Source organism: Bacillus sp. EA-CB0995, assembly GCF_055814245.1.
This window is the reverse complement of the sequence record NZ_CP169269.1, coordinates 1,168,309-1,191,821: the sequence shown is the minus strand read 5'-3', so window position 1 is coordinate 1,191,821 and position 23,513 is coordinate 1,168,309. Positions and strand designations below refer to the sequence as shown.

Here is a 23,513-nt window from a genome sequence, read left to right as displayed (position 1 = left end):
CCATGCAGGATAACAGCATAGGTATTCACTACTACATAGGAAAATGGTGAATCACGAAAAGGGGAGGATTTCATCATGGATAAAAAATTATGTAAATCTTCAACAGATAAAGTGTTTATCGGTGTTTGTGGTGGCTTAGGGAATACTTCGGTGTGGACACAAATATGATCCGTATTCTTTGGATAATTGCAATTTTATTTTTCGGAACAGGCTTTTTAGCTTATTTTATTCTTATGTTACTTATGCCACAATCTTCTGAATAAAGGCACCGGTTCCACCGGTGCCTTTTTATTATTTTACGATGAATATTTCATTGTTAAATGTAGAACTGCTACTTCATTTCCCTTATTTTCATAGCTATGCTTTCGATTTGCTTCAAATTGGATAGAATCAAATTCGTTTAATTTATATACTTCTTGTTCAACTTGAATGGAAACTTTCCCTTTCATTACTGTTACAAATTCAATGGCTCCTTCATGATGCGGATCTGCTTCGTATGTGCTATTCGGCTGCAAACAAGCACGATGCATTTCCATCCCTGTTTCTTTTGCATAGCGAAATATAGTCTCTAATCGCCAAGTTTGACTTTCTTCCTCTACAGTGAACCCTTCTCCACAGCGTGAAACATTTATTGTATCTCCTACAACCATAAGCCGTGACAACGGAATGGATAATCCCTTTGTAATTTTCCAAATCACGCCCAATGTAGGGTTTGTTTCCCCCTTTCAATTTTTCCTAATGTTAATTTACTAACACCAGTTTTTTTCGCTAATTCTTCTAAACTTAATTTTTGTTCATTTCGTATTTGTCTCAACAGCTGACCAACTTGTTGAATAACTTCTTTCGTCTGTATATCTTCTTGTTCTCGCATATGTATCCTCACATCCTAAAATACATTATAGTTTACTTTTTAATATAAAAGGAATATTATAATATACATCACTTTATAAAAAGGAGCGAACGTAATGCGTGCAATTTTATTAGGCATTTTATCATCCGCCTTTTTTTCCGCTACATTTATTATAAACCGGGCTATGAACGTATCAGGCACAAGCTGGGCTTGGACCGCTTCTTTCCGATTTTTATTCGCTTTACCTATTTTATTCTTTATCGTCTTATTTCGCAAAAACCTTCGTCCATTATGGACAGAAATGCGAAGACACCCTTTGGCATGGATTAGTTTCGGCACATTAGCCGGCGTTGGATTTTATTCCTTATTAAGCTTCGCCGCTGTATTTAGTCCTGCATGGCTCGTTGCAGGTACATGGCAAACGACAATCCTAGCTGGCTTATTATTGTCTCCGCTTTTTTTATTACAGTTGAAACGAAATCAGGAACAAAACGAGTTCGCGGTAAAATCCCAATACGAAGCTTGCTCATTTCCTTATTTATTTTAGTAGGTGTCATTTGCATGCAAGCAACAGAAGCTGGGCACATTACTGTTTCTCAATTTTTATCCGGTTTCCTACCTGTAGTTATCGCTGCATTCCTATATCCTTTCGGTAACAGAAAAATGATGGAAGTTGTCGGGGGACGTTTAGATACATTTCAACGTGTGTTAGGTATGGCAATCGGCAGTCTTCCCGTCAGTATTATATTGGTAATTTACGGATGGTCTACAACTGGCATACCAACATCTGGGCAAATGATGCAAGGTTTCTTATTGGCACTATGTTCTGGCGTTATTGCCACAATGACATTTTTCTTTGCTACTGACCTTGCAAAAAACAATTTTGCTTTGTTAGGAGCAGTAGAGGCGACTCAAGCAGGAACAATGATATTTACTGTTCTCGGTGAAATTCTATTTTTAAACGGTTCTTGGCCTACTGGATTATCTTTAATTGGGATGATTGTTATCATAATTGGAATGATAGCAAACAGCATTTTAAACCGCTCTGTCCCTGTTACAAAACGAAAGAAAACAGCATAATTATCTTTTCCGCAAGTTGCTTTTTACTCAATATAAAAGCAACTTGTTTTTATGTTGACAAAGAATAATAGTTGTAACTATAATAGTTACATAAAGTTGTAACTGAATTGATTACAACTAAATCAAAAGTAAATACATTTTTATATAAAACAAAGTGGAAGAGGAGAATGATTATGAAACTTGCAGTAGTAGGCGCAACTGGTAACATCGGAAAACAAATTATTGAAGAAGCTTTAACACGTGGACACGAGGTAACAGCGATTGTTCGCGATGCATCTCGCGTAGAAACAGCACATGAAAATTTACATGTTGTAACAGGTGATATTTTCAATGCAGACAGTATTGCAAAAGAAGCAGTAAATCACGATATTTTAATTAGTGCATTTGGCCCTAAACATGGTGAAGATGAGAAACTTGTAGAAGCAACGCACTCTTTATTAGAAGCAGCAAAACAAGCTGGTGTTTCTCGTCTTGTAGCTGTTGGAGGCGCAGGCAGCTTAGAAGTAGCGCCTGGTTTACAAGTTGTTGATACACCAGACTTCCCAGCAGAGTGGAAACCAATCGCATTAGCACACCGCGATGCATTACAGGTGTATAAACAATCCGATTTCAACTGGACGAATTTAAGTCCTGCTGCGATGATTGAGCCTGGTGAGCGTACAGGCAAATATGTCACAGGAACAGATCAACTATTAACAGACGAAAACGGTGAGAGCCGAATTACAATTCCAAACTACGCTGTTGCTTTATTAGACGAAGTAGAAAACCCACAATTTTCTCGTCAACGTTTTACAGTACGTAACGCCTAATAAAGTGAAACTTCCCTCAGTGGGTATTTTCTTCATCCCCCACTGAGGGTTAGTTGAACCAATCGGGCTTTTACGGGCAGTTATCCTTCTCTCTGAATCTTGAGAGGACCTTACTGCCCACGAATAGCAGGATAAAAAAGAACCTAGCCTTCCATCAATACAAGGCTAGGTTCTTTTATTGTTGTATCTTCTCTTCTAAATTTGTAACGAGCTGTTTTACCTTTACATTTGCAAGGACATTTTCCATCGCGTCTTGCGCTTGCAACAATATAATTTCTAACACAGTTTGAATATTAGCTCCAACTGGGCATTCCACATTTGGATTATCGTGAAAAGAAAATAAATGTCCTTCTTCTACAACTTCAACCGCTTTATATACATCAAGTAACGTAACTTCATTTAAATCACGAGCTAAGGAGGTACCACCTTTTCCAGCTTGTACATCAACTAATCCCGCTTTTTTTAACATTCCTGTAATTCGGCGAATAACGACTGGGTTTGTATTGACACTGCCAGCAATCCATTCAGATGTACATCGAGATTTTTTATCGACTTCTAGCAATGTTAACATATGAACAGCTACTGTAAAACGACTACTAATCCCCACTTGTATCCCCCTCCTTTATGTTCATTCTCTCTCATCTATTTAAAAATAACGTATCCTTTATTATATACTATTTTCCTTCATCATATAAAGTAAAAAACATTATACATACTATGTATAGACTCATAATTGTAACAGAAAAATATATTGGAAGTCCCTTAAAAATATTCACATACACACCTAGGAGGATACGTATGCAAAACAAACGAAAGTTTGCAACTCTACTATCTGTTGCATTATTATCAACATCCTTGACAACTTACGAGGTTACAGCAAAAGAAGCAACAGTCAAACTAACAGATCAACAAATAATGGCTAATTTATGGTATCAAACAGCTGGTGAAGCAAAAGCATTATACCATCAAGGCTACAACATCGGCACACTTAAGCTAGATGCTTCTCTTGCAAAAGGGACAAGCAAGAAACCAGCTGTTGTACTAGACTTAGACGAAACCGTTTTAGATAATAGTCCATACCAAGCAATGACAATAAAAACAGGAAAAGGCTATCCTTATAAATGGGATGAATGGGTTAATCAAGCAGATGCAGCAGCTCTTCCTGGTGCACTTGATTTCTTAAAATATGCAGAATCAAAAGGTGTAGACATTTACTACATTTCAAATCGTAAAACAAACCAACTCGATGCAACCGTTAAAAATTTAGAACGCATTGGTGCCCCGCAAGCAAAGACAGAGCATATTTTACTACAAGAACCGAAAGAACAAGGAAAAGAAAAGCGTAGAGAACTCGTTTCAACAACGCATGATATCGTCTTATTATTTGGTGACAATTTATCAGATTTCAGTGGATTTGATGCAAAATCTGTACAAGATCGTAATAAAGCAGTAGAAGAAACGAAAGACCAATTTGGCGAGAAATTCATTATTTTCCCAAATCCAATGTACGGCGATTGGGAAGGCGCTTTATATAACTATGACTTAAAAAAATCAGATGCAGAAAAAGATAAAATTCGCAGGGACAACTTAAAATTATTCGAAGTAAAAGAATAAGGGACGGCACTACGCCACCCTTTATTTTTTATCTTTTATAAGAGGTAAAATAAATATTTCTACTCGTCTATTTTTCACTCTTCCTTCCGGTGTATCATTCGGTGCGACAGGACGATATTCTCCGTAGCCAATTGCACTAAATTTTTCCGGAAGCAGTTGTTTATTTTGGAGCAATACTTGCGTAAAATTAACAGCGCATTAAGTGCAGCTTCTTTCAAAAACATTCCTAATACAACGGCAACTATCCCAAGGATAATTCCAATGATTGATGCCAAATTCATCGTTGTTCCCTCCTAGATTATTCGATACAATAAGAAGCTACATATCATAATATAATCGTTACATCTATCTATATATATTATACAGAAAATAGAATTCATGAAAGGTTGCAATGTGTCATTTTAAACAAAATCATGAAGAAATCGACTTTTTTTTACAAATTTTTTTCAATTTTGTTACATGAGGACTCCTTTATTCCTTTTTATATACGATAGACTTATAATGTAAAAAGATAATAAAGTACAAGTATTTTAGAAAGGAATAAATCGGTTAAAAATTATGAAAAAAACAATTATGAAAAGAACAATTTTAATTTCAATTATGATTCTCATTGTTATTTCTTTAATAAATTTTGGTTCCAAAGCTTTTACAGGAAATATACATAATCAAGCAGAAGCAGTTGAAACAAAGCAGCATGCTGAACATCCAAAAGAGAAGATTCCTCCATTCCCAAAAGCAAGCGCAACAGCTAAAAAAACCGATGAACAATATTCACTTGTAACTAACACTGATTCATTACTCGTTTTAGTAAACAAACATCGCAAACTCCCAGATTCCTACACACCACGCGATTTAACAAAACCAGATGTTCCATTTTTCAGTCTGCAAGATAAAGAGAAAACATTACTTCGTAAACCAGCAGCAGATGCCCTAGAAGAAATGTTTAAAGCTGCAAAACAGCAAGGGATTGAACTTACTGCAGTATCTGGATTTCGCTCTTACAAACGACAAGAGTCATTGCATAATACATATGTAAATCGTCAAGGAAAAAAGCTGCTGATGCATTAAGCGCCATTCCAGGGACAAGCGAACATCAAACTGGACTTGCCATGGATATTAGCTCTAAATCAGCAAAATTTCAATTGGAGCCGATATTTGGAGAAACACCTGAAGGAAAGTGGGTAGCAGAGCATGCTCACGAATTCGGATTTGTCATTCGTTATCCAGAAGATAAAACAGACATTACAGGATATGATTATGAACCGTGGCATCTTCGTTTTGTCGGCAATCCACAAGCTACATATTTATACGAGCATCATCTGACATTAGAAGAAGCAATGGGAGACAAAAAATAAGAGGGCGACGCGCCCTCTTATTTTTTGTCTAATAACCGTTGTTTCCATTCCGCTGGCCAAGGTACTCCTTTCCCTGTTTTTTTAGAAGCTTGCACCAGTGCACCTCGCCCCATCAAACAAATCTCTCCTGCTTCGTTCCTTACCATATAATGCAAATCCAAAGAAGAATTTCCGACGTTCTCAGCTTTTACATACACTTTTAAGTTCTCATCAAAGAACACTTGTTTCAAAAAATTACATTGTAAATCCGCCACTACAATCATTGTTTCCGATGCTTCATGTACCCACTCTTGCATAAAGCCAAGCTCTTTAAAAAACTCAATACGAGCTTCTTCAAAATAAGTAAACGCAACACCGTTATTCATATGTCCAAACATATCTGTTTCACTAAAACGAACCTTTATAGGGATGTAAAATGAAAATGTACTTTCCCATTGCTCAAAGTGTTCAATATAATGAATCTTCTTCATAATTATTCATCTCCTTTAAAATTTCTCTCATTTTATATTGTTTGATTTTTCTGAATTAAAAACCTATAAAATTACGATCTATTAAGGTAAGAATAAGTATACTCAGATGTAAACATATAATTAAGTAACTTAAGTAAGAATGATATAAATATTGCCTCTTCAAACTGAAGAGGCAATATTTATTAGATTAATAGTTATTGTCACTACCAAAGAAATCTTTAAATGATTGAATCGTTGTATCACGGTTTAAAGCCGCAATCGATGTCGTTAATGGAATTCCTTTTGGACAAGATTGTACACAGTTTTGTGAGTTACCGCAGTTTGCAAGTCCTCCATCACCCATGATTGCACGTAAACGGTCCGCTTTATGCATTTCACCTGTTGGATGTGCATTAAATAAACGTGCTTGTGAAAGCGGTGCTGGACCGATAAAATCAGATTTGCTATTTACGTTTGGACATGATTCTAAACATACACCACAAGTCATACATTTTGATAATTCATATGCCCACTGACGCTTTTTCTCTGGCATTCTTGGCCCTGGACCTAAGTCATACGTACCATCAATCGGAATCCATGCTTTAACGCGCTTTAACGCATTAAACATACGGCTGCGATCCACTTGCAGGTCGCGAACAACCGGGAATGTTTTCATCGGTTTTAAGCGAATTGGTTGTTCAAGTTGATCAATAAGTGCTGTACATGATTGACGTGGTTTTCCGTTGATCACCATAGAACATGCTCCGCACACTTCTTCTAAACAGTTCATATCCCAAGCAATAGGTGTTGTATGATTCCCTTTTGCATCAACAGGGTTACGGCGAATTTCCATTAATGCCGAAATGATATTCATATTTGGGCGATATGGAATTTCAAATTCTTGATCATACTCCTGTGAGTTCGGACCATCTTGTCTTGTAATAATAAGGCGGATTGTTTTCTCAGACATGCTGTTTATCCCCCTTCTCTTCTCCCTTAGCAGCTACTTCATGTTTTGAAGAATAATCACGCTTACGTGGTTCGATTAATGAAATATCAACGTCTGCGTAATGGAATGCTGGTGCATTTCCTGCTCCCTCAAACTTCGCCATTGTTGTTTTTAAGAAGTTCTCATCATCACGATCTGGGAATTCTGGCTTATAATGTGCACCGCGACTTTCATTACGGTTATATGCACCAATTGTAATAACACGAGCTAATTCAAGCATATTTGCCAGCTGACGTGTAAATGAAGCACCTTGGTTACTCCATTTCGCCGTATCGTTAATGTTAATGCGTTTATAACGCTCCATTAACTCTACGATTTTCGCATCTGTTTCTAATAATTTTTTATTTTCACGAACTACTGTTACGTTATCTGTCATCCATTCTCCAAGCTCTTTATGAAGAACATACGCATTTTCATTACCATCTAACGTTAAAATATTATTGAATTTTTCTGTTTCGATTAATTCATTTTGCTCATATAAAGCAGATGAAACAGCATCTGATGATTTTGAAAGACCTTTCATATATTCAATTGCATTTGGTCCCGCTACCATACCGCCGTAAATCGCTGATAATAATGAGTTAGCACCTAGTCGGTTACCACCGTGCATAGAGTAATCACACTCACCTGCTGCAAACAATCCTGGAATATTTGTCATTTGTTTATAATCAACCCATAGTCCACCCATTGAATAGTGAACAGCAGGGAAGATTTTCATCGGTACTTTACGTGGATCATCACCCATGAATTTTTCATAGATTTCAATAATACCACCTAGTTTTATATCAAGCTCTTTCGGATCTTTATGAGAAAGATCAAGATATACCATGTTTTCACCGTTAATACCAAGCTTTTGCTCAACGCACACATCAAAAATTTCACGCGTTGCAATATCACGAGGTACAAGGTTTCCGTATGCTGGATATTTCTCTTCAAGGAAATACCATGGTTTACCGTCTTTATATGTCCAAACGCGGCCACCTTCACCACGTGCAGATTCACTCATTAGACGTAATTTATCATCACCCGGAATTGCTGTTGGGTGAATTTGAATAAACTCACCATTTGCATAATATGCACCTTGCTGATACACAGCAGATGCTGCTGTACCTGTATTAATAATGGAGTTAGTAGATTTTCCAAAGATGATACCAGGGCCCCCTGTTGCCATAATTACAGCATCAGCTGGAAAACTTTTAATCTCCATAGATTGTAAGTCTTGCGCTACGATTCCGCGGCATACGCCTTCGTCATCCACAATAGCGCGTAAGAAATCCCAGCCCTCATATTTCGTAACAAGACCTGCTACTTCATGACGGCGCACTTGCTCATCTAATGCATATAATAATTGTTGTCCTGTTGTCGCACCAGCAAATGCTGTGCGGTGATGCTGTGTTCCACCAAAGCGACGGAAATCTAGTAAACCTTCTTCCGTACGGTTAAACATAACACCCATGCGATCCATTAAATGAATAATACCAGGCGCTGCATCGCACATCGCTTTTACAGGAGGTTGGTTCGCTAAGAAGTCCCCTCCATAAATTGTATCGTCAAAGTGGATCCACGGAGAATCCCCTTCACCTTTTGTATTTACAGCACCGTTAATGCCGCCTTGTGCACATACAGAGTGAGAACGTTTCACCGGTACTAAAGAGAATAGTTCTACATTCACGCCTGCTTCCGCTGCTTTAATCGTTGCCATTAAGCCGGCTAATCCACCGCCAACTACAATAAGTTTCCCTTTCATGCTCTCCCACTCCTTACATGTTTGCTAGATTCGGATTAATGAACGCAAGTAATGCGCTCACCCCTACGTAAGATAACGCTAAGAAAATTGCTAATGTTACATACGTAGAAATACGCTGCGAACGTGGTGATACCGTGATACCCCAGCTAATACAGAATGTCCATAATCCATTTGCAAAGTGGAAAATAGCCGATACAACCCCTACTAAATAGAAACCAAACATAAACGGATTGCTTAAAATACTTGCCATCATATCATAGTCTACTGTTTGTCCCATTGCAGCTTGAAGGCGCGTTTGCCAAACGTGCCAAGCTAAGAAAATTAGCGTAAACACCCCTGTGAATCGTTGCAGAGCGAACATCCAGTTACGGAAATAGCTATAAGATGTTGTATTGTTCGTCGCTGTAAAAGCAATATATAAACCGTACACAGCATGATACAACAACGGCAAGAAAATCACGAAGATTTCCAATGCATACCGAAATGGAAGCATTTCCATAAAATGAGCAGCGCTATTGAAAGCCTCTGCCCCTTGTGTTGCAAAGTGGTTTACTACTAAGTGTTGTGTCACAAAGACACCAATCGGAATGACACCCATTAACGAATGCCACTTGCGAAACGTATACTCGCGGCCTTTCATGTCCCCATTACCCCCTCGAATGTTTGACTACTGTTTGTCACGTCACTTTATAACAATAGCATTTTTTCACTATTGCTATAAGAAAAACTGAAAAAATTATTCGCAATATTTCAGCATAATTTGATACCAAGTTCATTTTACTCCTATTTTTGTCGAAGCGTCAAGAAAACGTATACATAATCTGTATATAATTTTTATATTCTTTTTTCATTCTCTAAATCAGATTTTTTGCCAAGAAATAGCTGGGTTTATATATATAAAATGGTATATAATATTGGCAGTATAGAAAGTGGGGAATATTGTGAGTACAACAAAAATCGAAAGCGAATCTTTACAAAATATTTCAATGAGTGCTTTTGCCTACGAATTGCTGCGTGAAGAATTACTCCCAGACTTAATAGGGAAAGAATTAGATGCTATTCTATATTGGGCTGGCAGAAACTTAGCACGAAAATATCCTTTAGAAACAATTGATGAAGTGATTCAATTTTTCGTAAAAGCTGGATGGGGTGACTTAACCATCATTGAACATAAACGCCGTGAAATGGAATTTAAACTAACAGGTGCTCTTATTAAGGAACGCCAACAACAAAATAGACACTCTTCTTACCAATTAGAAGCTGGGTTTATTGCAGAGCAAATTCAAAAACAGCGTGGTGTAGTTGCTGAATCCTATGAAGAACAAAAGAAGCGTTCTGACTCTATTATGTTTCTCGTAAAATGGGATGTAAAAGATCCTGTCGAAGTGTAATGTTTATTTTATAAGTCAACTAGGCATAAAAATGTCCAGTTGACTTTTTTATTTATGTATAAACATTCGGTTTTTATTATTTTCAATCTTCTGAAATTATAACAAAAAAGAAAAGACACTGTAAACTACAATGTCTTCCCTGTTAAATACGAATGAATCGTCTCTGCTATTTTTTGCGGCATTCCTGCTTCTATAATGTCTGTAACAGACGCTTCTTTCATTTTCTTGAGAGAACCAAAATGTTTTAAAAGTGTTTTCTTCCGTTTTTCTCCGACTCCTGGTATATCATCCAATGCCGATTGAATGACAGATTTCCCATGAATTTGACGATGGAACGTAATCGCAAAGCGGTGCACCTCATCTTGAATACGCTGCAATAAGTAAAACTCTTGACTATTACGCTCTAACATAACAGGTTCAGGAGGTTCACCGATAATTAAATGTGACGTACGATGCTTATCATCTTTAACAAGTCCTGCTGTTGGAATAGAAAGACCGAGTTCATTTTCTAACACATCACTTACTGCAGCTAAATGACCCTTTCCGCCATCGATTACAATTAAATCGGGAAGAGGCAAATTTTCTTTTAAAGCACGTGTATAACGGCGGCGCACAACTTCGCGCATCGATTCATAATCATCCGGTCCTTGCACCGTTTTAATTTTATATTTTCGATACTCTTTTTTCGCAGGTTTTCCATCAATAAAGACAATCATGGCGGAAACCGGATTTATCCCTTGAATGTTAGAGTTATCAAATGCTTCAATTCTGTGCGGTGTTTCAATCCCAAGATGTTCTCCTAAGTTTTCTACAGCCTTAATTGAGCGTTCTTCGTCGCGTTCAATTAAATAAAATTTTTCATTCAGCGCAATTTTAGCATTCTTACTCGCTAAATCAACGAGTTCTTTTTTCTTACCGCGTTTTGGCTGCGTCGCTTCTACTTCTAAAAATTTTTCGATCAGTTCATTATCAATGCTGCTTGGTACAACAATTTCTTTCGGCTTAAAGTGATTATTTTGTTCATAAAATTGCCCGATAAATGTCAGGAAACCTTCTTCTGGATCATCATAAATGGGAAACATCGAAACATCTCGCTCGATTAACTTTCCTTTTCGAACAAAGAAAACTTGCACACACATCCAGCCTTTATCTACCGCATAACCGAAAATATCACGGTCAACTAGATCGCTCATAATCATCTTCTGCTTTTCCATAATCGCATCCATATGAGCAATCTGATCTCGCAATTCTTTCGCTCGTTCGAACTCTAATTTTTCCGCAGCTTCATACATTTTCGCTTCCAATTCTGAACGAATTTCTTTATGTCCACCATTTAAAAACTTAATAATCCCATCTACAATTTCTTTATTTTGTTCATCCGTTACTTCTTTCACACAAGGAGCTAAACATTGCCCCATATGATAATATAAACAAACTTTATCTGGTATATTTGTACATTTCCGAAGCGGATACATACGATCTAACAATTTTTTTGTTTCATGAGCCGACTGCGAATTTGGATACGGACCAAAATATTTCCCTTTATCCTTTTTCACATTTCTCGTAATGAGCAAACGCGGTTGTTTTTCAGCGGTAATTTTAATAAATGGGTATGTTTTATCATCTTTTAATTGGATGTTATATTTTGGATCATATTTTTTGATTAAATTTAATTCTAAAATGAGAGCCTCCAGATTCGAGGAGGTCACAATATACTCAAAGTCAACAATTTCTCCGACAAGACGTAGTGTTTTCCCATCGTGTGATCCGGTAAAATACGAGCGCACACGATTTTTTAACACCTTTGCCTTCCCAACATATATAACTGTTCCTTGCTTATCTTTCATTAAATAACAGCCCGGTTGATCTGGTAAAATCGCTAACTTCTCTTTTAAATGCTCGTGCACTCGTATTCCTCCGTTTCTTGCATGTTTATCATTCTTGTTTCACCTAAAAAAATACAACAAACCATTTCCCCAACATACGTTCTTTTATTGTAACGGAAAGTAGAAAAAATGAAAACATTATACATAGCAACCGCTAAAGAAGATATAAAATTCCTTTACGAAGTTAACCATATTTTTTGTACATAAAAAAGCTGCCCCGCGGCAGCTTTTTTCATAATTAGAAGTGTTTAGATACTAATTCAACTAACGCTTCTTTCGGTTTGTAACCTAATGCTTGATCAACCACTTGACCATCTTTTACTACGAAAAGAGATGGAATGCTCATTACTTCGAATTTACGAGCTGTTTCTTGGTTTTCATCAACATCTACTTTTACTACCTTTACTTTATCGCCTAATTCTGCATCGATTTCTTCTAATACAGGAGCGATCATTTTACAAGGGCCACACCAAGGTGCCCAGAAATCTACTAATACAACACCTTCGCTTGTTTCAGCTGCGAAAGTTTGGTCAGTTGCGTTTACAATTGCCATTTTATTTCCTCCTTTATGAACTTTCTAACCAAAGTATATCATTATCTTATATACGTGGCGAATAATATGTATCGTTAAGTATTGTATCAAATAATCATGCCTTTATACTATAAGAAAGTATTACTTTTCGTACGAAAAAGCGAGAAGCAGGGGACCTCTCGCCTTCCTTTATTTATATAGGGGTAATTACTTAATGGGAACCCATTATGCGTAACTTCATGTTTAAGAATGTACTTTTAACTTTTTGAATTCTTCTGTTAGAAGCGGTAACACTTCAAATAAGTCGCCAACGATGCCATAGTCAGCTACTTTAAAAATGTTTGCTTCAGGATCTTTATTAATTGCTACAATAATCTTTGAGTTAGACATACCAGCTAAATGTTGAATCGCACCAGAAATACCACATGCAATATATAAATCTGGTGTTACAACCTTACCTGTTTGTCCAATTTGCAGTGAATAATCGCAGTATTCTGCATCACATGCTCCGCGAGAAGCGCCAACTGCTCCGCCAAGCACATCCGCCAATTCTTTTAACGGCTTGAAACCTTCTTCACTCTTCACACCGCGTCCACCTGCGATAATGACTTTTGCTTCAGAAAGGTCTACACCCTCTGCTGTTTTGCGAACAACTTCTTTGATAACTGTACGCAAATCTTTTACGTCGACTGTCATAGAAGAAACATCGCCTTCGCGTGCTTCATCTTTCTCAAGCGGCGCAATGTTATTTGGACGAATTGTCGCAAATAATACACCATCTGTTACAATCTTTTTCTCAAATGCTTTACCAGAGTAAATTGGGCGTGTGAACACAACGTTTCCACCAGCCACTTCTAACGCTGTCACGTCAGAAACAAGACCTGCATGTAATTTCGCTGCAAGTTTTGGTGATAAATCTTTCCCAAGCGCCGTATGTCCAAAGACAATTCCTTCTGGCTTTTCTTCTTCATACACTGCTAGAAATGCTTGTGCATATCCATCAGATGTATATGAGCTTAACTTATCGCTTTCAACTGTCACAACGCGATCTGCACCGTAATGAATCAGTTCTTTCGCAAATGAAGCGACGCTTTCACCTAGTAAAAGACCGACAACTTCACCGCCTTCTGCAATTGTTTTTGCTGCTGCTACTGCTTCAAATGAAACGTTACGTAAAGATCCGTCACGAACTTCTCCCATTATTAATACTTTACGAGCCATATGTTTTCCCTCCTGGATATCCTAGTATTTTTTAAACTACTTTCGCTTCTGTATGCAACAACGATACAAGTTCTTTTACTTGATCTTGCAGTTCGCCTTGTAACACTTTTCCAGCATCTTTCTTAGGAGGTAAATAGATTTCAATTGTTTTTGTTTTCGCTTCTACATCATCTTCCTCTAAATCTAAATCATCTAATTCCAATGTTTCCAGCGGCTTTTTCTTCGCTTTCATAATACCTGGAAGCGATGGATAACGCGGTTCATTTAATCCTTGCTGTGCTGTTACTAAAATTGGCAATGTCGTTTCAATTACTTCTGTATCCCCTTCTACATCACGCTCGATTTTTACGTTTGTACCGTCAATTTCAAGCTTTGTAATTGTTGTTACATATGGGATATTAAGCGCTTCAGCGACACGTGGTCCAACTTGTCCAGATGCGCCGTCAATCGCTACGTTACCAGCTAAAATTAAATCGACATCCTTCTCTTTTAAGTATTCAGTAAGTATTTTTGCTGTTGTATATTGATCGCCATTTTCAACATCATCTTCAATATTAATCAATACTGCTTTATCACAGCCCATCGCTAGTGCCGTGCGAAGTTCTTTTTCACTATCTTCACCGCCAACTGTAACGACTGTAATTTCACCGCCTTGTGCATCTCTTACTTGAATTGCTTCTTCAATCGCATATTCATCGTAAGGGTTGATGATGAATTCCGCTTCGCCATCGTAAATTGCACCGTTCTTAATTGCGATTTTTTCTTCAGTATCAAATGTTCGTTTCATGAGTACGTAGATGTTCATTCTATTTACCCCCTTGTTTTTTTATAAAAATTTTGTTAATTATAATATTCTGTTTATTTATGTTAAAAAATATAGAACTACCTACCACTAAAAGAAGGTTTACGTTTTTCTAAGAAAGCAGCAACGCCTTCTCTTCCATCCCCACTTGTAAACACTTCACCAAATAACTGTGCCTCGCGTTGCACTCCTTCATAATAAGAAGAAGATTTTGTTGTTTGCAATAACTCTAACACAGCGCGAGTAGATGCTGAGCTTTTTCCTGCAATCTTTTTCGCTAGTTTTAACGTCTCTTCTAGCAATGCTTCTTCAGGGAATGCTCGGTTTGCAAGTCCATATTCAACTGCTTCCACACCTGAAATCGGATCGCTTGTTAGCATCATTTCACAAGCTTTTGCTTTCCCCACATAACGAGGTAAGCGCTGCGTCCCCGCAAAACCTGGGATTAACCCTAGCGTTAGCTCCGGCAAACCGATTTTTGCAGTTTCACTTACAAAACGCATATGGCAAGACATTGCAAATTCTAACCCGCCGCCAAGCGCTGCACCGTGAATAGCCGCAATAATTGGCTTTGAAAACTTTTCAACACGTTCAAAAATGACTTGCCCATGTTGTGATAATTTCGTCGCCTCTTTTGCTTCTTCAACAGAAGTGAATTCTTTAATATCCGCTCCCGCTGAAAAAAGCGACCTTCTCCATGAACAAGTACAACGCGCACATTTTCGTCCGTTTCCACTACATCAAGAAGTTCACCAACTTCACTAATGACTTGTGAAGACATCGCATTTGCCGGCGGATGATTGATCTTTACAATTGCTACGTAATCTTCCACCGTTAAAGATAGGAAATTCAAATGTACTCCCTCCCCATTAATTGCGGTAACCACAAGCTGCTACTAATAGCTCATGCACCGTTTTTGAAATTGCGACCAAATCATATTTATGATCGCTCATTACCCAGTTGGTTACAACTTCATCTACTGTTCCGAAAATCATTTGTCTTGCCACGCGTACATTTAGATCCGTGCGAAATTCTCCCTGTTGTATGCCGGTTTCTAAAATTTCATCCATGACTTGCAAGTACCCTTTTAGCACTTCATTAATTTTGATGCGTAATTCTTGGTTAGATTGGCGAAGTTCTAGTTGCGTAACGATAGCAAGAGGATCATTTTTCGACAGTAAAGAGAAGTGCGTTTCTACCAACATAAATAACTTCTCTACAGCGCTTTCAATTCCTGCTGTTTTTTGACGAATTGTTTCAATAAATTCTCCCATCTTCTCCTGAAATAGAGAAATCAATATATCTTCTTTATTTTTGAAATATAAATAAATAGTTCCATCGGCAACACCAGCTTGCTTTGCAATTTTGGAAACTTGCGCTTGATGATATCCATTTTCTGCGATGACAATCACCGCTGCATCAATAATTTGGTTATATTTCGGTCGATTCTTTTTCACAGTACTATCCCCTTCAAGAAGATGACTGAATGATGATTCATTCACATTTCAATAATACTGACTATTTAAAATGTTGTCAATACTACTCATCCCAAAAAAGAAAGGGCGTTTAGCCCGTCTGCTCATCTTCTTGTTTTCGCAGCTCTTCTTCAACAAGCACACGACGTAAAATTTTCCCAACAGTTGTTTTCGGCAAATCTTTCCGAAACTCATATATTTTAGGAACTTTATACGCTGCTAAATATTTACGAGCAAACTCATTTAATTCTTCTTCTGAACATGTTGCACCATCTTTAATAACAACGAACGCCTTCACTGTTTCACCACGGTACGGATCAGGCACACCAAGAACGACAACCTCTTGCACTTTTTCGTGCTCATACAATACTTCTTCTACTTCGCGTGGATATACGTTAAATCCACTGGCAACAATCATATCTTTCTTACGATCTTTCACATAAAAAAAGCCGTTTTCGTCCATATATCCAACATCACCCGTATAAAGCCAGTCATCTTGCAAAACTGCTGCTGTTTCCTCTGGTTTATTCCAATACCCCTTCATCACTTGCGGACCCTTCACAACAATTTCTCCAACCTCTCCTATTGGCAATGCTTCACCTGTCTCTAACGAAATAATGCGCGCATCCGTATCAGGCCACGGCACCCCAATACTTCCCGGCACCCGTCTTGCCCATAAAAAGTTACCATGCGTAACCGGGGATGATTCCGTTAAGCCATATCCTTCTACAAGCTTTCCCCCGTTACACTTTCAAATTGTTCTTGCACTTCAACCGGAAGCGGGGCGGAACCACTAATACATGCGCTAATGGAAGAAATATCATATTTATGAAGCTCAGGATAGTTTAATAGAGCAATATACATGGTCGGGGCTCCAGGAAATAACGTCACACGATGTTTTTTAATCGCCTCTAGCATCATTTTAATATCAAATTTCGGAACGAGCACCATCTTATACGCTTGCATAATTGATAAATTCATTACTGCCGTCATACCATATACATGAAAAAATGGAAGTACACCAAGAATAACTTCTTCTCCTTTTCTGCAATTATACAGCCAATGCATGCCCATAATTGTATTGGATACAAGATTTTTATGGGTAAGCATTACACCCTTTGGAAATCCTGTCGTCCCGCCTGTATATTGCAGAAGTGCTATATCTTCCTCGGGATCACACGAAACGTCTACCGCTTCATCCCCTGCACGTTCAATGGACCTCCAAACGTGGATATTCTCACTTTCTCTTACATTCACCACAAGGTTCGTTTGTTTCTTTTGCACAAATGGATATAATAAATTTTTCGGAAATGGTAAAAAATCTGCGATGCGTGTTACGATGACATGCTCAATGTCGGTTGAGGACTGCACATTGCTGACTTTCGGAAACACTAAATCGAGGCACAGAATGACTTTCGCTCCTGAATCATGAAGCTGATATTCAAGCTCTCTTTCTGTATAAAGCGGATTCGTTTGTACAACAATACCGCCAGCTAATAGTGTTCCATAATAACCGATAACACCTTGCGGGCAGTTTGGCAGCATAATGGCAACTCGATCCCCTTTTTCTATCCCTAGTTTGCGAAGATAGTTGGCGAATTGCCTAACTTTACAATCTAGTTCTGAGAATGTAATATCTTTCCCAAGAAAATGAAGTGCTTTCTTATCTGGGTATTGTGAAGCTGTTTGCTGTAAATACACATGAAGAGGCTGCATATCGTAGGAAATTGTATGCGGAATTTCCTTTGGATAACTTTTTAACCAGGGCCTTTCCATTTAAAAACTCCCCCTTCTCTACATTATAAAACTACCATCAGCATCTCATTCTCCTGTACTAACGGCTTTCTTTCCTCTAACAACAAGGTAAACTGAATGTGTATTCATGTTGACTATTTTCATTATAGTATAGGGATTATCGCGTTACAATCATAATATTCAGACTATTCTACACCTATTACCATCCTACAAGCATTCTCCAACAAACAAGTGTAATCACTCCCGTTAATAATGAAAACACAACTTGCCTTTTCCATACTCCTATACAAAATGCCACAATTCCCGCAACGATATACTCAGAACTCCAGCTCCCTCCTTTCATATGAAACAGAACAAGCGGAATTGTTAACGAAGCAAAGATACCAATCGGAACGACTTTCAATCCTCTTTCTACCCACTTTGGAAAAGAAATGCGGGAACTTAACAATAACATAGGAAAACGAGTTAAATACGTAAGTAAAACCATAATACAAATCGATACAAATAGCATATTATTCACGACGCATCACTCCTACAATTACAGCGCTAATGGTACCAAAAACAACCGCCAATGCCGTTCCTTCTATATAATAGCCTAAACATGCAATTGCTCCCGAAACAAGTGCAACAACTGCATAAAAACGAGAAACGATACTCGTTGCTAGAAACCCTAGAAACGTTGCAATAAACGCAAAATCAAGACCGTATTCTTCTGGATTAGAAATAAATGTGCCAAAAAACAATCCCACAAGTGTACTGACATTCCAAATGACATAATCTAACACTCCTGCTCCAAAATAATAAGGTAAACTGGCCTTATTTTCTTTTGCTACATAGGCAGACTTTAAAGCATACATTTCATCATTTAACATCCACGCCATCATCATTAACTTTCCAGTAGGAATATTACGAAATGCTGGACCTAAAGATAATCCATAGAGCATTTGTCTAACATTTAATAGCGTCGTAGACAAAATCATTGGCCATCCAATGATTCCTTGATTAATGAATCCAATTGCTGCAAATTGTGATGAAGTCATATTTAGAAGCAATACTTCAATCACACCTAATCCTGTTTGTTTCGCGAGAATACCAAAAATGAGTCCATCTACAATACTTGCAGATGCAATCGGTAAAATGTGCTTCATTCCTTGTAGAAACTCATGCTGCTTATGACTTGCTACGATTTTTTCTTTTTCTACCCCATCTTATCTCCCCATTCTTTCTCTTTACATAAGAAAAAGATGTGTGTTATGAACCACACATCTCCCCTACATACATAACTTCAAGACGTTCGTGTTATTTCCTTTAACAAATAATAAAACTGGAATCTTTTATTTTTCTTCATACTAGAAGGAAACTACAAAACTTTCACGAATTTACCATTTGAATCTAACCATAGGAGGTTTGTTCTATGTTCCAAACAATTGAAGGCTTTTTAACATCATGGAAATACGAAGCAGAGTCAACACAAAAGGTATTAGATGCTCTTACCGATGAATCGTTAAAACAAGAAATCACGCCGGAAAACTGGACGTTAGGACGCATTGCATGGCATATTGTAACTGCTATTCCTGTCATTACATCCCGTACAGGACTAAAGTTTGAAGGAGAAACAAAGGATTATCCTGTGCCAACTTCAGCTCAGCATATCGCAGACAGCTATCGTCAAATGAATGAGGCATTTACTCAGGCAATAAAGACACAATGGACCGATAAAGATTTAGCAACGATAAATGATTTCTTTGGAAAACCAATGCCAAATTCAATATTTTTAATGACTGTCATCAACCATCAAAACCACCATCGCGGACAAATGACGGTACTTATGCGTCAAGCTGGATTAAAGGTTCCTGGTATTTACGGCCCTGCAAAAGAAGAATGGGCTCTAGCTGGAATGGAACCTCCAAGGATGTAACGTTCAATTTCTAAATGAAAACAAGGTTCCTCCTTTTTGAGGAACCTTGTTTTTTATATACACCATCCTTTTATTCTATTCTTTTAAAAAAGGACAAAATGAAATTCCCTGGAATCATTTATAATGGATGTAAATTAATATTGGAGCTGAAACGGATGGATTATATAAGCTATTTAAGAAATATGGTTGGGCATGAAAAAGTAATCATGGTGGCCGCAGGTTGTTTTGTACTTAATGAAAAAAATGAAGTACTTTTGCAATTACGATCTGATAATGGACAATGGGGACACCCTGGCGGATTTATGGAAATTGGCGAGACTGTTGAAGATACAGTAAGAAGAGAAGTGTTAGAAGAAACGGGTTTAAAATTAGGAAAACTTGAATTCTTTAATGTGTATTCTGGAAAAGAATACGAAAAAACGTTATCCAACGGAGATCAACTTGCCTTAGTGAAGTTAGCTTATATTTGTAGAGATTTCCACGGAAATTTACATACTCATAACGAAGAGAGCTTACAGCTAAAATTTTTCTCCTTAGACGAATTGCCTGAATTATGGCGGGATCAACAAGCAGCTTTTGAAGACTTGTTAGAGTTTATGAAAATAAGGAATTAATTTTTTCTAGTAGGATTAGAGTCATACAGGTTCAATTTCAATGATAAAGTGAAACTTTCATCGGTGGAGGTTTCTTCATCCCCCACTGATGGAAAGCCCGCCCAATCGAGCACATGCCAGCAGTTATCCCCCACCTATCCTCTTTTCTTTTCTCTAAATCTTGAGGTGGGGGTATTACTGCCCTCAAATAGCGGGATACATTTTTGTAATTCGTCACCTATTCAAAAAACATTCTAATCCCATTTATACTTACACCTACTATCCCTATCATCATTAAAAGTAAAGAAAACTTCTGCTCTGGATTTCTGTAATATAAGATTACTCCTATTAAAAGTGCTATAAGTCCACCTACTAAATTAAGTACCAGTAAATCCATAATCATTCCTCCCTAATTAACTTTTATTATGCTGAATACTAGTGCCATTCCTATCAAAACAGCACTTCGTATTTCATTCCCCTTTCGCTCCCGTTCTATATTTATATAATAAGAAATGAAATTCTCTTTTTCCTTACCTATTCCTTACAAATTTCTTAAGCTACATAATCTTGTAGAATTGTTCTTTCTACAAGCTAAAGATTCCTATTAAAATTAAAGTCATACAAATCCAATTTCAATGATAAAAACTAGATTGCATCCTCTTTCTCAATGTCTCGAATTGCTAAGTAGGCAATTATAATTCCCACAACTGCAAGGACGAGCTGAATCGGAATAACAGTAACCACTGAGAACCCTGGATTATAAGAACAAGCGAATGAAACGACAAGCAATGATGATACAATTGTGGTAGGAACAGAATACTTACGCATCCCGAAATATAGTGGAATTAAACTTGTACCTGCAGCAGCGACTGCAAATGGAATCATGGTGATGGCTTGCTGCATCCATTCAGTAAATGTTATAGAGTATGATATAAACGAGAAGTATCCTTGTAAAAGAAAGACAGCACCTGTAATAACTATATTAGATAACCAAATTGTTATAAATGTCAGTATAGCTATAATGGCTAATTTACTGGCAATGATTTTCTTCCGCTTGATCGGATAAGAGAACATGAGCATTATTGTCTTATTTTTATATTCTTCAATAACTAACTGTGCAAGTAATACTGCTGCAAACACAATAAATGTTGCCCGCACCATTGCCCCTATCAATAAAAAAGCCTCCTCAGCATTCGTCATAATTACATCCTTTTCTACTTCCTGGATATAGTTCATGGAAATGAATAAGGCCGTAATAATGATGTTGGCGATCAACGCTCCTTTTACATACCAACCAAACTTAAACTTTTTCATTTCTAGCTTCATGAGCTGTAACATAATGGCCTCGCCTCCTATTTCATCTACTTCGCTTATTTAAACAAGTCCGCCTGCTCAACTTTTCGCACTGTCATATAAGCAACCACTATTCCAATACAAGCTAATATAATCGGAATGATAATAATATCATTTAACGAAGTTCCGCCATTATTCGAACTTACGAGAGACACAATTATAATAGAAGATATAATAGTTGTACGAACGGAATACTTTCTCATTCCAAAGAAGAGCGGGATTAAGCTCATACTCGTTGCTGCGATTGCATTCATCACTAATTTTGCTGCATTATGTGTAATGGTCGACAATGTTAACGCTTCAGTAAACAATGGATTATAAGCATTAACAACATAAAACAAACTAAACACAATCGTTTCCGAAATAATCATTGAGAAAAAAGTAAATGCAATCACAATCAGTAATTTGGCGATAATCAATTTTTGTCGATTGACTGGATACATGAATAGCACTGTTATCGTCTTATCTGTAAATTCTTGAACAATGATTTTTGCCAATAAACTCGCTCCAAAAATAATAAATGTTGCCCGTACCAAAGTATCTATGACAGAAAATAATTCATTATAATTTGTAAAGGCAATGTCTCCTTCTGATTTTGAAGTATATCCAACTAGTAGAAGAAAACCAAAAATTATAAACGTCGCAATAAATGCCCCTCTAATGGAAGAACCTAGTTTAATTTTTATCAATTCTAATCTCATCAAATTAAGCATGAATTCCCTCTCCATTCATAAGATTTAAGAAATAATCTTCCAATGAGCTATGCTTCTTATTAATTCCTTCAATTACGACATCATTCATAATGAGCGTTTTTGAAATCTCTTGCTGTGCTATTCTTGCTTCATAAATTCGAATCGTATTTTCATTCATTACTTTAAAGTTTGTAAGGCGTAGTTTATTCTCTAAAACATAGGCTGCTTGTTTTACATCCTGAACCGTAACCTCAATATACTCTGTTTGTTTACCGTTAATACTTTTCATCGAAACTTCTTTTATTAACTTCCCATTTTGAATGACACCAATTGTATCTGCCATTTGCTCCATTTCCGCTAAAATGTGGCTGGAAACTAATAGAGTAATTCCATATTCTTTACAAAGCATTTTAAATAATTCTCGTAATTCTTTAATGCCGATTGGATCTAAACCATTAATCGGTTCATCTAAAATTAACAGCTCTGGTTTTGTCGTAATGGCTCTTGCAATTCCTAACCGCTGTTTCATCCCAAGTGAGAAGTCTTTTACCTTCTTGTCGTCCACATTGTGTAAGTTTACAAGGTCTAATGCTCGGTCAATTGCTTTCTTGTCATAATAGCCCATGTACTCACAATGTAAATACAAATTCTCTCTTGCTGTTAGTTTTTCATAAAAGATTGGATATTCAATAATTGTCCCCATTCGCTTTAACACTTCATATGAAGTATCCGTTAATTTCTCACCGAAGATCTCAATCTCACCGCTCGTCGGTTTAATCAAATTCGTAATCATTTTCATAATCGTCGTTTTACCAGCACCGTTTGGCCCTAGAAAACCATATATTTCACCTTGTTTCACATGCATATTTACGTTTGAAATAACTTCTTTACCGTGAAACACTTTCGTTAATTGATTCGTTTTCAATACATATGTCATTTTCATTCCCCTTTCGCACTTGCTCTATATTTGCATTGTAAGCAA

General features: G+C 37.2%; 21 protein-coding genes and 7 pseudogenes. 8 read left to right on the top strand and 20 right to left on the bottom strand.

The genetic code is table 11. The features are described from left to right. The first annotated feature begins 75 nt into the window (after nt 1-75). Nucleotides 76-263: pseudogene (locus tag ACEWFJ_RS06240) on the top strand (PspC domain-containing protein). 33 nt (nt 264-296) lie between these two features. Here ACEWFJ_RS06240 and ACEWFJ_RS06235 read toward each other — a convergent pair. After that, a pseudogene (locus ACEWFJ_RS06235) lies at nt 297-871 on the bottom strand (helix-turn-helix domain-containing protein). A gap of 94 nt (nt 872-965) precedes the next feature. On the opposite strand from ACEWFJ_RS06235, the pseudogene ACEWFJ_RS06230 reads away from it, so the two are divergent. Both ACEWFJ_RS06230 and ACEWFJ_RS06225 read left to right on the top strand, forming a co-directional pair. Continuing rightward, nucleotides 966-1,930: pseudogene (locus ACEWFJ_RS06230) on the top strand (DMT family transporter). A gap of 173 nt (nt 1,931-2,103) precedes the next feature. Then, nucleotides 2,104-2,739 carry an NAD(P)-dependent oxidoreductase gene (locus ACEWFJ_RS06225; RefSeq protein WP_440602501.1) on the top strand — a complete coding sequence of 212 codons (636 nt, stop codon included), beginning with the start codon at nt 2,104-2,106 and terminating at the stop codon, nt 2,737-2,739. A 175-nt stretch (nt 2,740-2,914) separates the two neighbouring features. On the opposite strand, the gene ACEWFJ_RS06220 is transcribed toward ACEWFJ_RS06225, so the two are convergent. After that, entirely contained in the window at nt 2,915-3,346 is a 432-nt protein-coding gene (locus tag ACEWFJ_RS06220; protein ID WP_098305153.1) for an Rrf2 family transcriptional regulator, read from the bottom strand. Nucleotides 3,347-3,537: 191 nt separating this feature from the next. Here ACEWFJ_RS06220 and ACEWFJ_RS06215 point away from each other — a divergent pair, with 191 nt between their 5' ends. Then, nucleotides 3,538-4,353: a 5'-nucleotidase, lipoprotein e(P4) family gene (locus tag ACEWFJ_RS06215; RefSeq protein ID WP_473691089.1), complete on the top strand. Its 816-nt coding sequence runs from the start codon at nt 3,538-3,540 to the stop codon at nt 4,351-4,353. Nucleotides 4,354-4,374: 21 nt separating this feature from the next. Here ACEWFJ_RS06215 and motB read toward each other — a convergent pair. Then, nucleotides 4,375-4,548: pseudogene (gene motB / locus ACEWFJ_RS06210) on the bottom strand (flagellar motor protein MotB); the annotation flags it as partial. A 378-nt stretch (nt 4,549-4,926) separates the two neighbouring features. Between motB and ACEWFJ_RS06205 the strand changes: the two are divergent. Then, nucleotides 4,927-5,708: pseudogene (locus ACEWFJ_RS06205) on the top strand (M15 family metallopeptidase). Nucleotides 5,709-5,725: 17 nt separating this feature from the next. On the opposite strand, the gene ACEWFJ_RS06200 reads toward ACEWFJ_RS06205, so the two are convergent. The 4 genes from ACEWFJ_RS06200 to ACEWFJ_RS06185 all read right to left on the bottom strand — a co-directional run bounded on the left by ACEWFJ_RS06200 (nt 5,726) and on the right by ACEWFJ_RS06185 (nt 9,553). Continuing rightward, nucleotides 5,726-6,178, bottom strand: a complete 453-nt coding sequence (locus tag ACEWFJ_RS06200; protein WP_098305157.1) for an acyl-CoA thioesterase — start codon at nt 6,176-6,178, stop codon at nt 5,726-5,728. A 187-nt stretch (nt 6,179-6,365) separates the two neighbouring features. Then, nucleotides 6,366-7,127 (bottom strand): succinate dehydrogenase iron-sulfur subunit, encoded by a 762-nt coding sequence (sdhB, locus tag ACEWFJ_RS06195; protein WP_098305159.1) that lies wholly within the window; start codon nt 7,125-7,127, stop codon nt 6,366-6,368. Next, nucleotides 7,120-8,913 (bottom strand): succinate dehydrogenase flavoprotein subunit, encoded by a 1,794-nt coding sequence (gene sdhA / locus ACEWFJ_RS06190; RefSeq protein WP_473691086.1) that lies wholly within the window; start codon nt 8,911-8,913, stop codon nt 7,120-7,122. Before sdhA ends, sdhB begins: the two co-directional genes overlap by 8 nt. Nucleotides 8,914-8,926: 13 nt before the next feature. Then, nucleotides 8,927-9,553, bottom strand: coding sequence for a succinate dehydrogenase cytochrome b558 subunit (locus ACEWFJ_RS06185; protein WP_098305163.1), 627 nt, complete (start codon nt 9,551-9,553; stop codon nt 8,927-8,929). A gap of 346 nt (nt 9,554-9,899) precedes the next feature. On the opposite strand from ACEWFJ_RS06185, the gene ACEWFJ_RS06180 reads away from it, so the two are divergent. Next, nucleotides 9,900-10,304 carry a YslB family protein gene (locus tag ACEWFJ_RS06180; protein ID WP_301287849.1) on the top strand — a complete coding sequence of 135 codons (405 nt, stop codon included), beginning with the start codon at nt 9,900-9,902 and terminating at the stop codon, nt 10,302-10,304. A 125-nt stretch (nt 10,305-10,429) separates the two neighbouring features. On the opposite strand, the gene uvrC is transcribed toward ACEWFJ_RS06180, so the two are convergent. The 9 genes and pseudogenes from uvrC to ACEWFJ_RS06135 all read right to left on the bottom strand — a co-directional run bounded on the left by uvrC (nt 10,430) and on the right by ACEWFJ_RS06135 (nt 19,123). After that, the gene (gene uvrC, locus ACEWFJ_RS06175; protein WP_473691084.1) at nt 10,430-12,211 is read right to left on the bottom strand and encodes an excinuclease ABC subunit UvrC; all 1,782 of its coding nucleotides are present in this window, start codon (nt 12,209-12,211) and stop codon (nt 10,430-10,432) included. 217 nt (nt 12,212-12,428) lie between these two features. After that, the gene (trxA, locus tag ACEWFJ_RS06170; RefSeq protein ID WP_098305183.1) at nt 12,429-12,743 is read right to left on the bottom strand and encodes a thioredoxin; all 315 of its coding nucleotides are present in this window, start codon (nt 12,741-12,743) and stop codon (nt 12,429-12,431) included. A 222-nt stretch (nt 12,744-12,965) separates the two neighbouring features. Beyond that, the gene (locus ACEWFJ_RS06165; protein WP_098305185.1) at nt 12,966-13,943 is read right to left on the bottom strand and encodes an electron transfer flavoprotein subunit alpha/FixB family protein; all 978 of its coding nucleotides are present in this window, start codon (nt 13,941-13,943) and stop codon (nt 12,966-12,968) included. Nucleotides 13,944-13,974: 31 nt separating this feature from the next. After that, a complete protein-coding gene (etfB, locus tag ACEWFJ_RS06160) occupies nt 13,975-14,748 on the bottom strand; it encodes an electron transfer flavoprotein subunit beta (RefSeq protein ID WP_473691082.1) in 774 nt (257 codons plus the stop codon). 77 nt (nt 14,749-14,825) lie between these two features. Beyond that, nucleotides 14,826-15,598 (bottom strand): annotated as a pseudogene (locus ACEWFJ_RS06155) (enoyl-CoA hydratase). A 16-nt stretch (nt 15,599-15,614) separates the two neighbouring features. After that, nucleotides 15,615-16,202: a TetR/AcrR family transcriptional regulator gene (locus tag ACEWFJ_RS06150; protein ID WP_429717665.1), complete on the bottom strand. Its 588-nt coding sequence runs from the start codon at nt 16,200-16,202 to the stop codon at nt 15,615-15,617. A 109-nt stretch (nt 16,203-16,311) separates the two neighbouring features. Next, nucleotides 16,312-17,996 (bottom strand): annotated as a pseudogene (locus ACEWFJ_RS06145) (long-chain-fatty-acid--CoA ligase). A gap of 178 nt (nt 17,997-18,174) precedes the next feature. Then, a complete protein-coding gene (locus ACEWFJ_RS06140; protein ID WP_429706687.1) occupies nt 18,175-18,486 on the bottom strand; it encodes an AzlD domain-containing protein in 312 nt (103 codons plus the stop codon). 1 nt (nt 18,487) lies between these two features. Then, entirely contained in the window at nt 18,488-19,123 is a 636-nt protein-coding gene (locus tag ACEWFJ_RS06135; RefSeq protein ID WP_473691080.1) for an AzlC family ABC transporter permease, read from the bottom strand. Nucleotides 19,124-19,389: 266 nt separating this feature from the next. Here ACEWFJ_RS06135 and ACEWFJ_RS06130 point away from each other — a divergent pair, with 266 nt between their 5' ends. Both ACEWFJ_RS06130 and ACEWFJ_RS06125 read left to right on the top strand, forming a co-directional pair. Beyond that, nucleotides 19,390-19,893 carry a DinB family protein gene (locus ACEWFJ_RS06130; RefSeq protein ID WP_429706463.1) on the top strand — a complete coding sequence of 168 codons (504 nt, stop codon included), beginning with the start codon at nt 19,390-19,392 and terminating at the stop codon, nt 19,891-19,893. A 155-nt stretch (nt 19,894-20,048) separates the two neighbouring features. Then, on the top strand, nt 20,049-20,507 hold the full coding sequence (locus ACEWFJ_RS06125) for an NUDIX hydrolase (protein ID WP_473691078.1): 459 nt from the start codon (nt 20,049-20,051) through the stop codon (nt 20,505-20,507). A 217-nt stretch (nt 20,508-20,724) separates the two neighbouring features. Here ACEWFJ_RS06125 and ACEWFJ_RS06120 read toward each other — a convergent pair whose 3' ends face one another. The 4 genes from ACEWFJ_RS06120 to ACEWFJ_RS06105 all read right to left on the bottom strand — a co-directional run bounded on the left by ACEWFJ_RS06120 (nt 20,725) and on the right by ACEWFJ_RS06105 (nt 23,468). After that, nucleotides 20,725-20,883, bottom strand: a complete 159-nt coding sequence (locus ACEWFJ_RS06120; RefSeq protein ID WP_473691076.1) for a hypothetical protein — start codon at nt 20,881-20,883, stop codon at nt 20,725-20,727. A 248-nt stretch (nt 20,884-21,131) separates the two neighbouring features. Beyond that, nucleotides 21,132-21,824, bottom strand: a complete 693-nt coding sequence (locus tag ACEWFJ_RS06115; RefSeq protein WP_473691074.1) for an ABC transporter permease — start codon at nt 21,822-21,824, stop codon at nt 21,132-21,134. A gap of 32 nt (nt 21,825-21,856) precedes the next feature. After that, nucleotides 21,857-22,552 (bottom strand): ABC transporter permease, encoded by a 696-nt coding sequence (locus ACEWFJ_RS06110; RefSeq protein ID WP_473691072.1) that lies wholly within the window; start codon nt 22,550-22,552, stop codon nt 21,857-21,859. Continuing rightward, the gene (locus ACEWFJ_RS06105) at nt 22,545-23,468 is read right to left on the bottom strand and encodes an ABC transporter ATP-binding protein (protein WP_473691070.1); all 924 of its coding nucleotides are present in this window, start codon (nt 23,466-23,468) and stop codon (nt 22,545-22,547) included. The genes ACEWFJ_RS06110 and ACEWFJ_RS06105 overlap by 8 nt, the downstream gene beginning before the upstream one ends. Nucleotides 23,469-23,513 lie beyond the last annotated feature (45 nt).

Bases quoted from the DNA above. Each gene is read 5' to 3' on its own strand.
- ACEWFJ_RS06225 (WP_440602501.1), top strand. From the start codon at position 2,104: ATGAAACTTGCAGTAGTAGGCGCAACTGGTAACATCGGAAAACAAATT.
- ACEWFJ_RS06135 (WP_473691080.1), bottom strand. From the start codon at position 19,123: ATGAAGCACATTTTACCGATTGCATCTGCAAGTATTGTAGATGGACTC.
- ACEWFJ_RS06200 (WP_098305157.1), bottom strand. From the start codon at position 6,178: ATGAAGAAGATTCATTATATTGAACACTTTGAGCAATGGGAAAGTACA.
- ACEWFJ_RS06165 (WP_098305185.1), bottom strand. From the start codon at position 13,943: ATGGCTCGTAAAGTATTAATAATGGGAGAAGTTCGTGACGGATCTTTA.
- ACEWFJ_RS06215 (WP_473691089.1), top strand. From the start codon at position 3,538: ATGCAAAACAAACGAAAGTTTGCAACTCTACTATCTGTTGCATTATTA.
- etfB (WP_473691082.1), bottom strand. From the start codon at position 14,748: ATGAACATCTACGTACTCATGAAACGAACATTTGATACTGAAGAAAAA.
- ACEWFJ_RS06125 (WP_473691078.1), top strand. From the start codon at position 20,049: ATGGATTATATAAGCTATTTAAGAAATATGGTTGGGCATGAAAAAGTA.
- ACEWFJ_RS06140 (WP_429706687.1), bottom strand. From the start codon at position 18,486: ATGCTATTTGTATCGATTTGTATTATGGTTTTACTTACGTATTTAACT.
- sdhB (WP_098305159.1), bottom strand. From the start codon at position 7,127: ATGTCTGAGAAAACAATCCGCCTTATTATTACAAGACAAGATGGTCCG.
- ACEWFJ_RS06130 (WP_429706463.1), top strand. From the start codon at position 19,390: ATGTTCCAAACAATTGAAGGCTTTTTAACATCATGGAAATACGAAGCA.
- ACEWFJ_RS06120 (WP_473691076.1), bottom strand. From the start codon at position 20,883: ATGGATTTACTGGTACTTAATTTAGTAGGTGGACTTATAGCACTTTTA.
- ACEWFJ_RS06180 (WP_301287849.1), top strand. From the start codon at position 9,900: ATGAGTGCTTTTGCCTACGAATTGCTGCGTGAAGAATTACTCCCAGAC.
- trxA (WP_098305183.1), bottom strand. From the start codon at position 12,743: ATGGCAATTGTAAACGCAACTGACCAAACTTTCGCAGCTGAAACAAGC.
- ACEWFJ_RS06105 (WP_473691070.1), bottom strand. From the start codon at position 23,468: ATGACATATGTATTGAAAACGAATCAATTAACGAAAGTGTTTCACGGT.
- sdhA (WP_473691086.1), bottom strand. From the start codon at position 8,913: ATGAAAGGGAAACTTATTGTAGTTGGCGGTGGATTAGCCGGCTTAATG.
- ACEWFJ_RS06110 (WP_473691072.1), bottom strand. From the start codon at position 22,552: ATGCTTAATTTGATGAGATTAGAATTGATAAAAATTAAACTAGGTTCT.
- ACEWFJ_RS06185 (WP_098305163.1), bottom strand. From the start codon at position 9,553: ATGAAAGGCCGCGAGTATACGTTTCGCAAGTGGCATTCGTTAATGGGT.
- ACEWFJ_RS06115 (WP_473691074.1), bottom strand. From the start codon at position 21,824: ATGTTACAGCTCATGAAGCTAGAAATGAAAAAGTTTAAGTTTGGTTGG.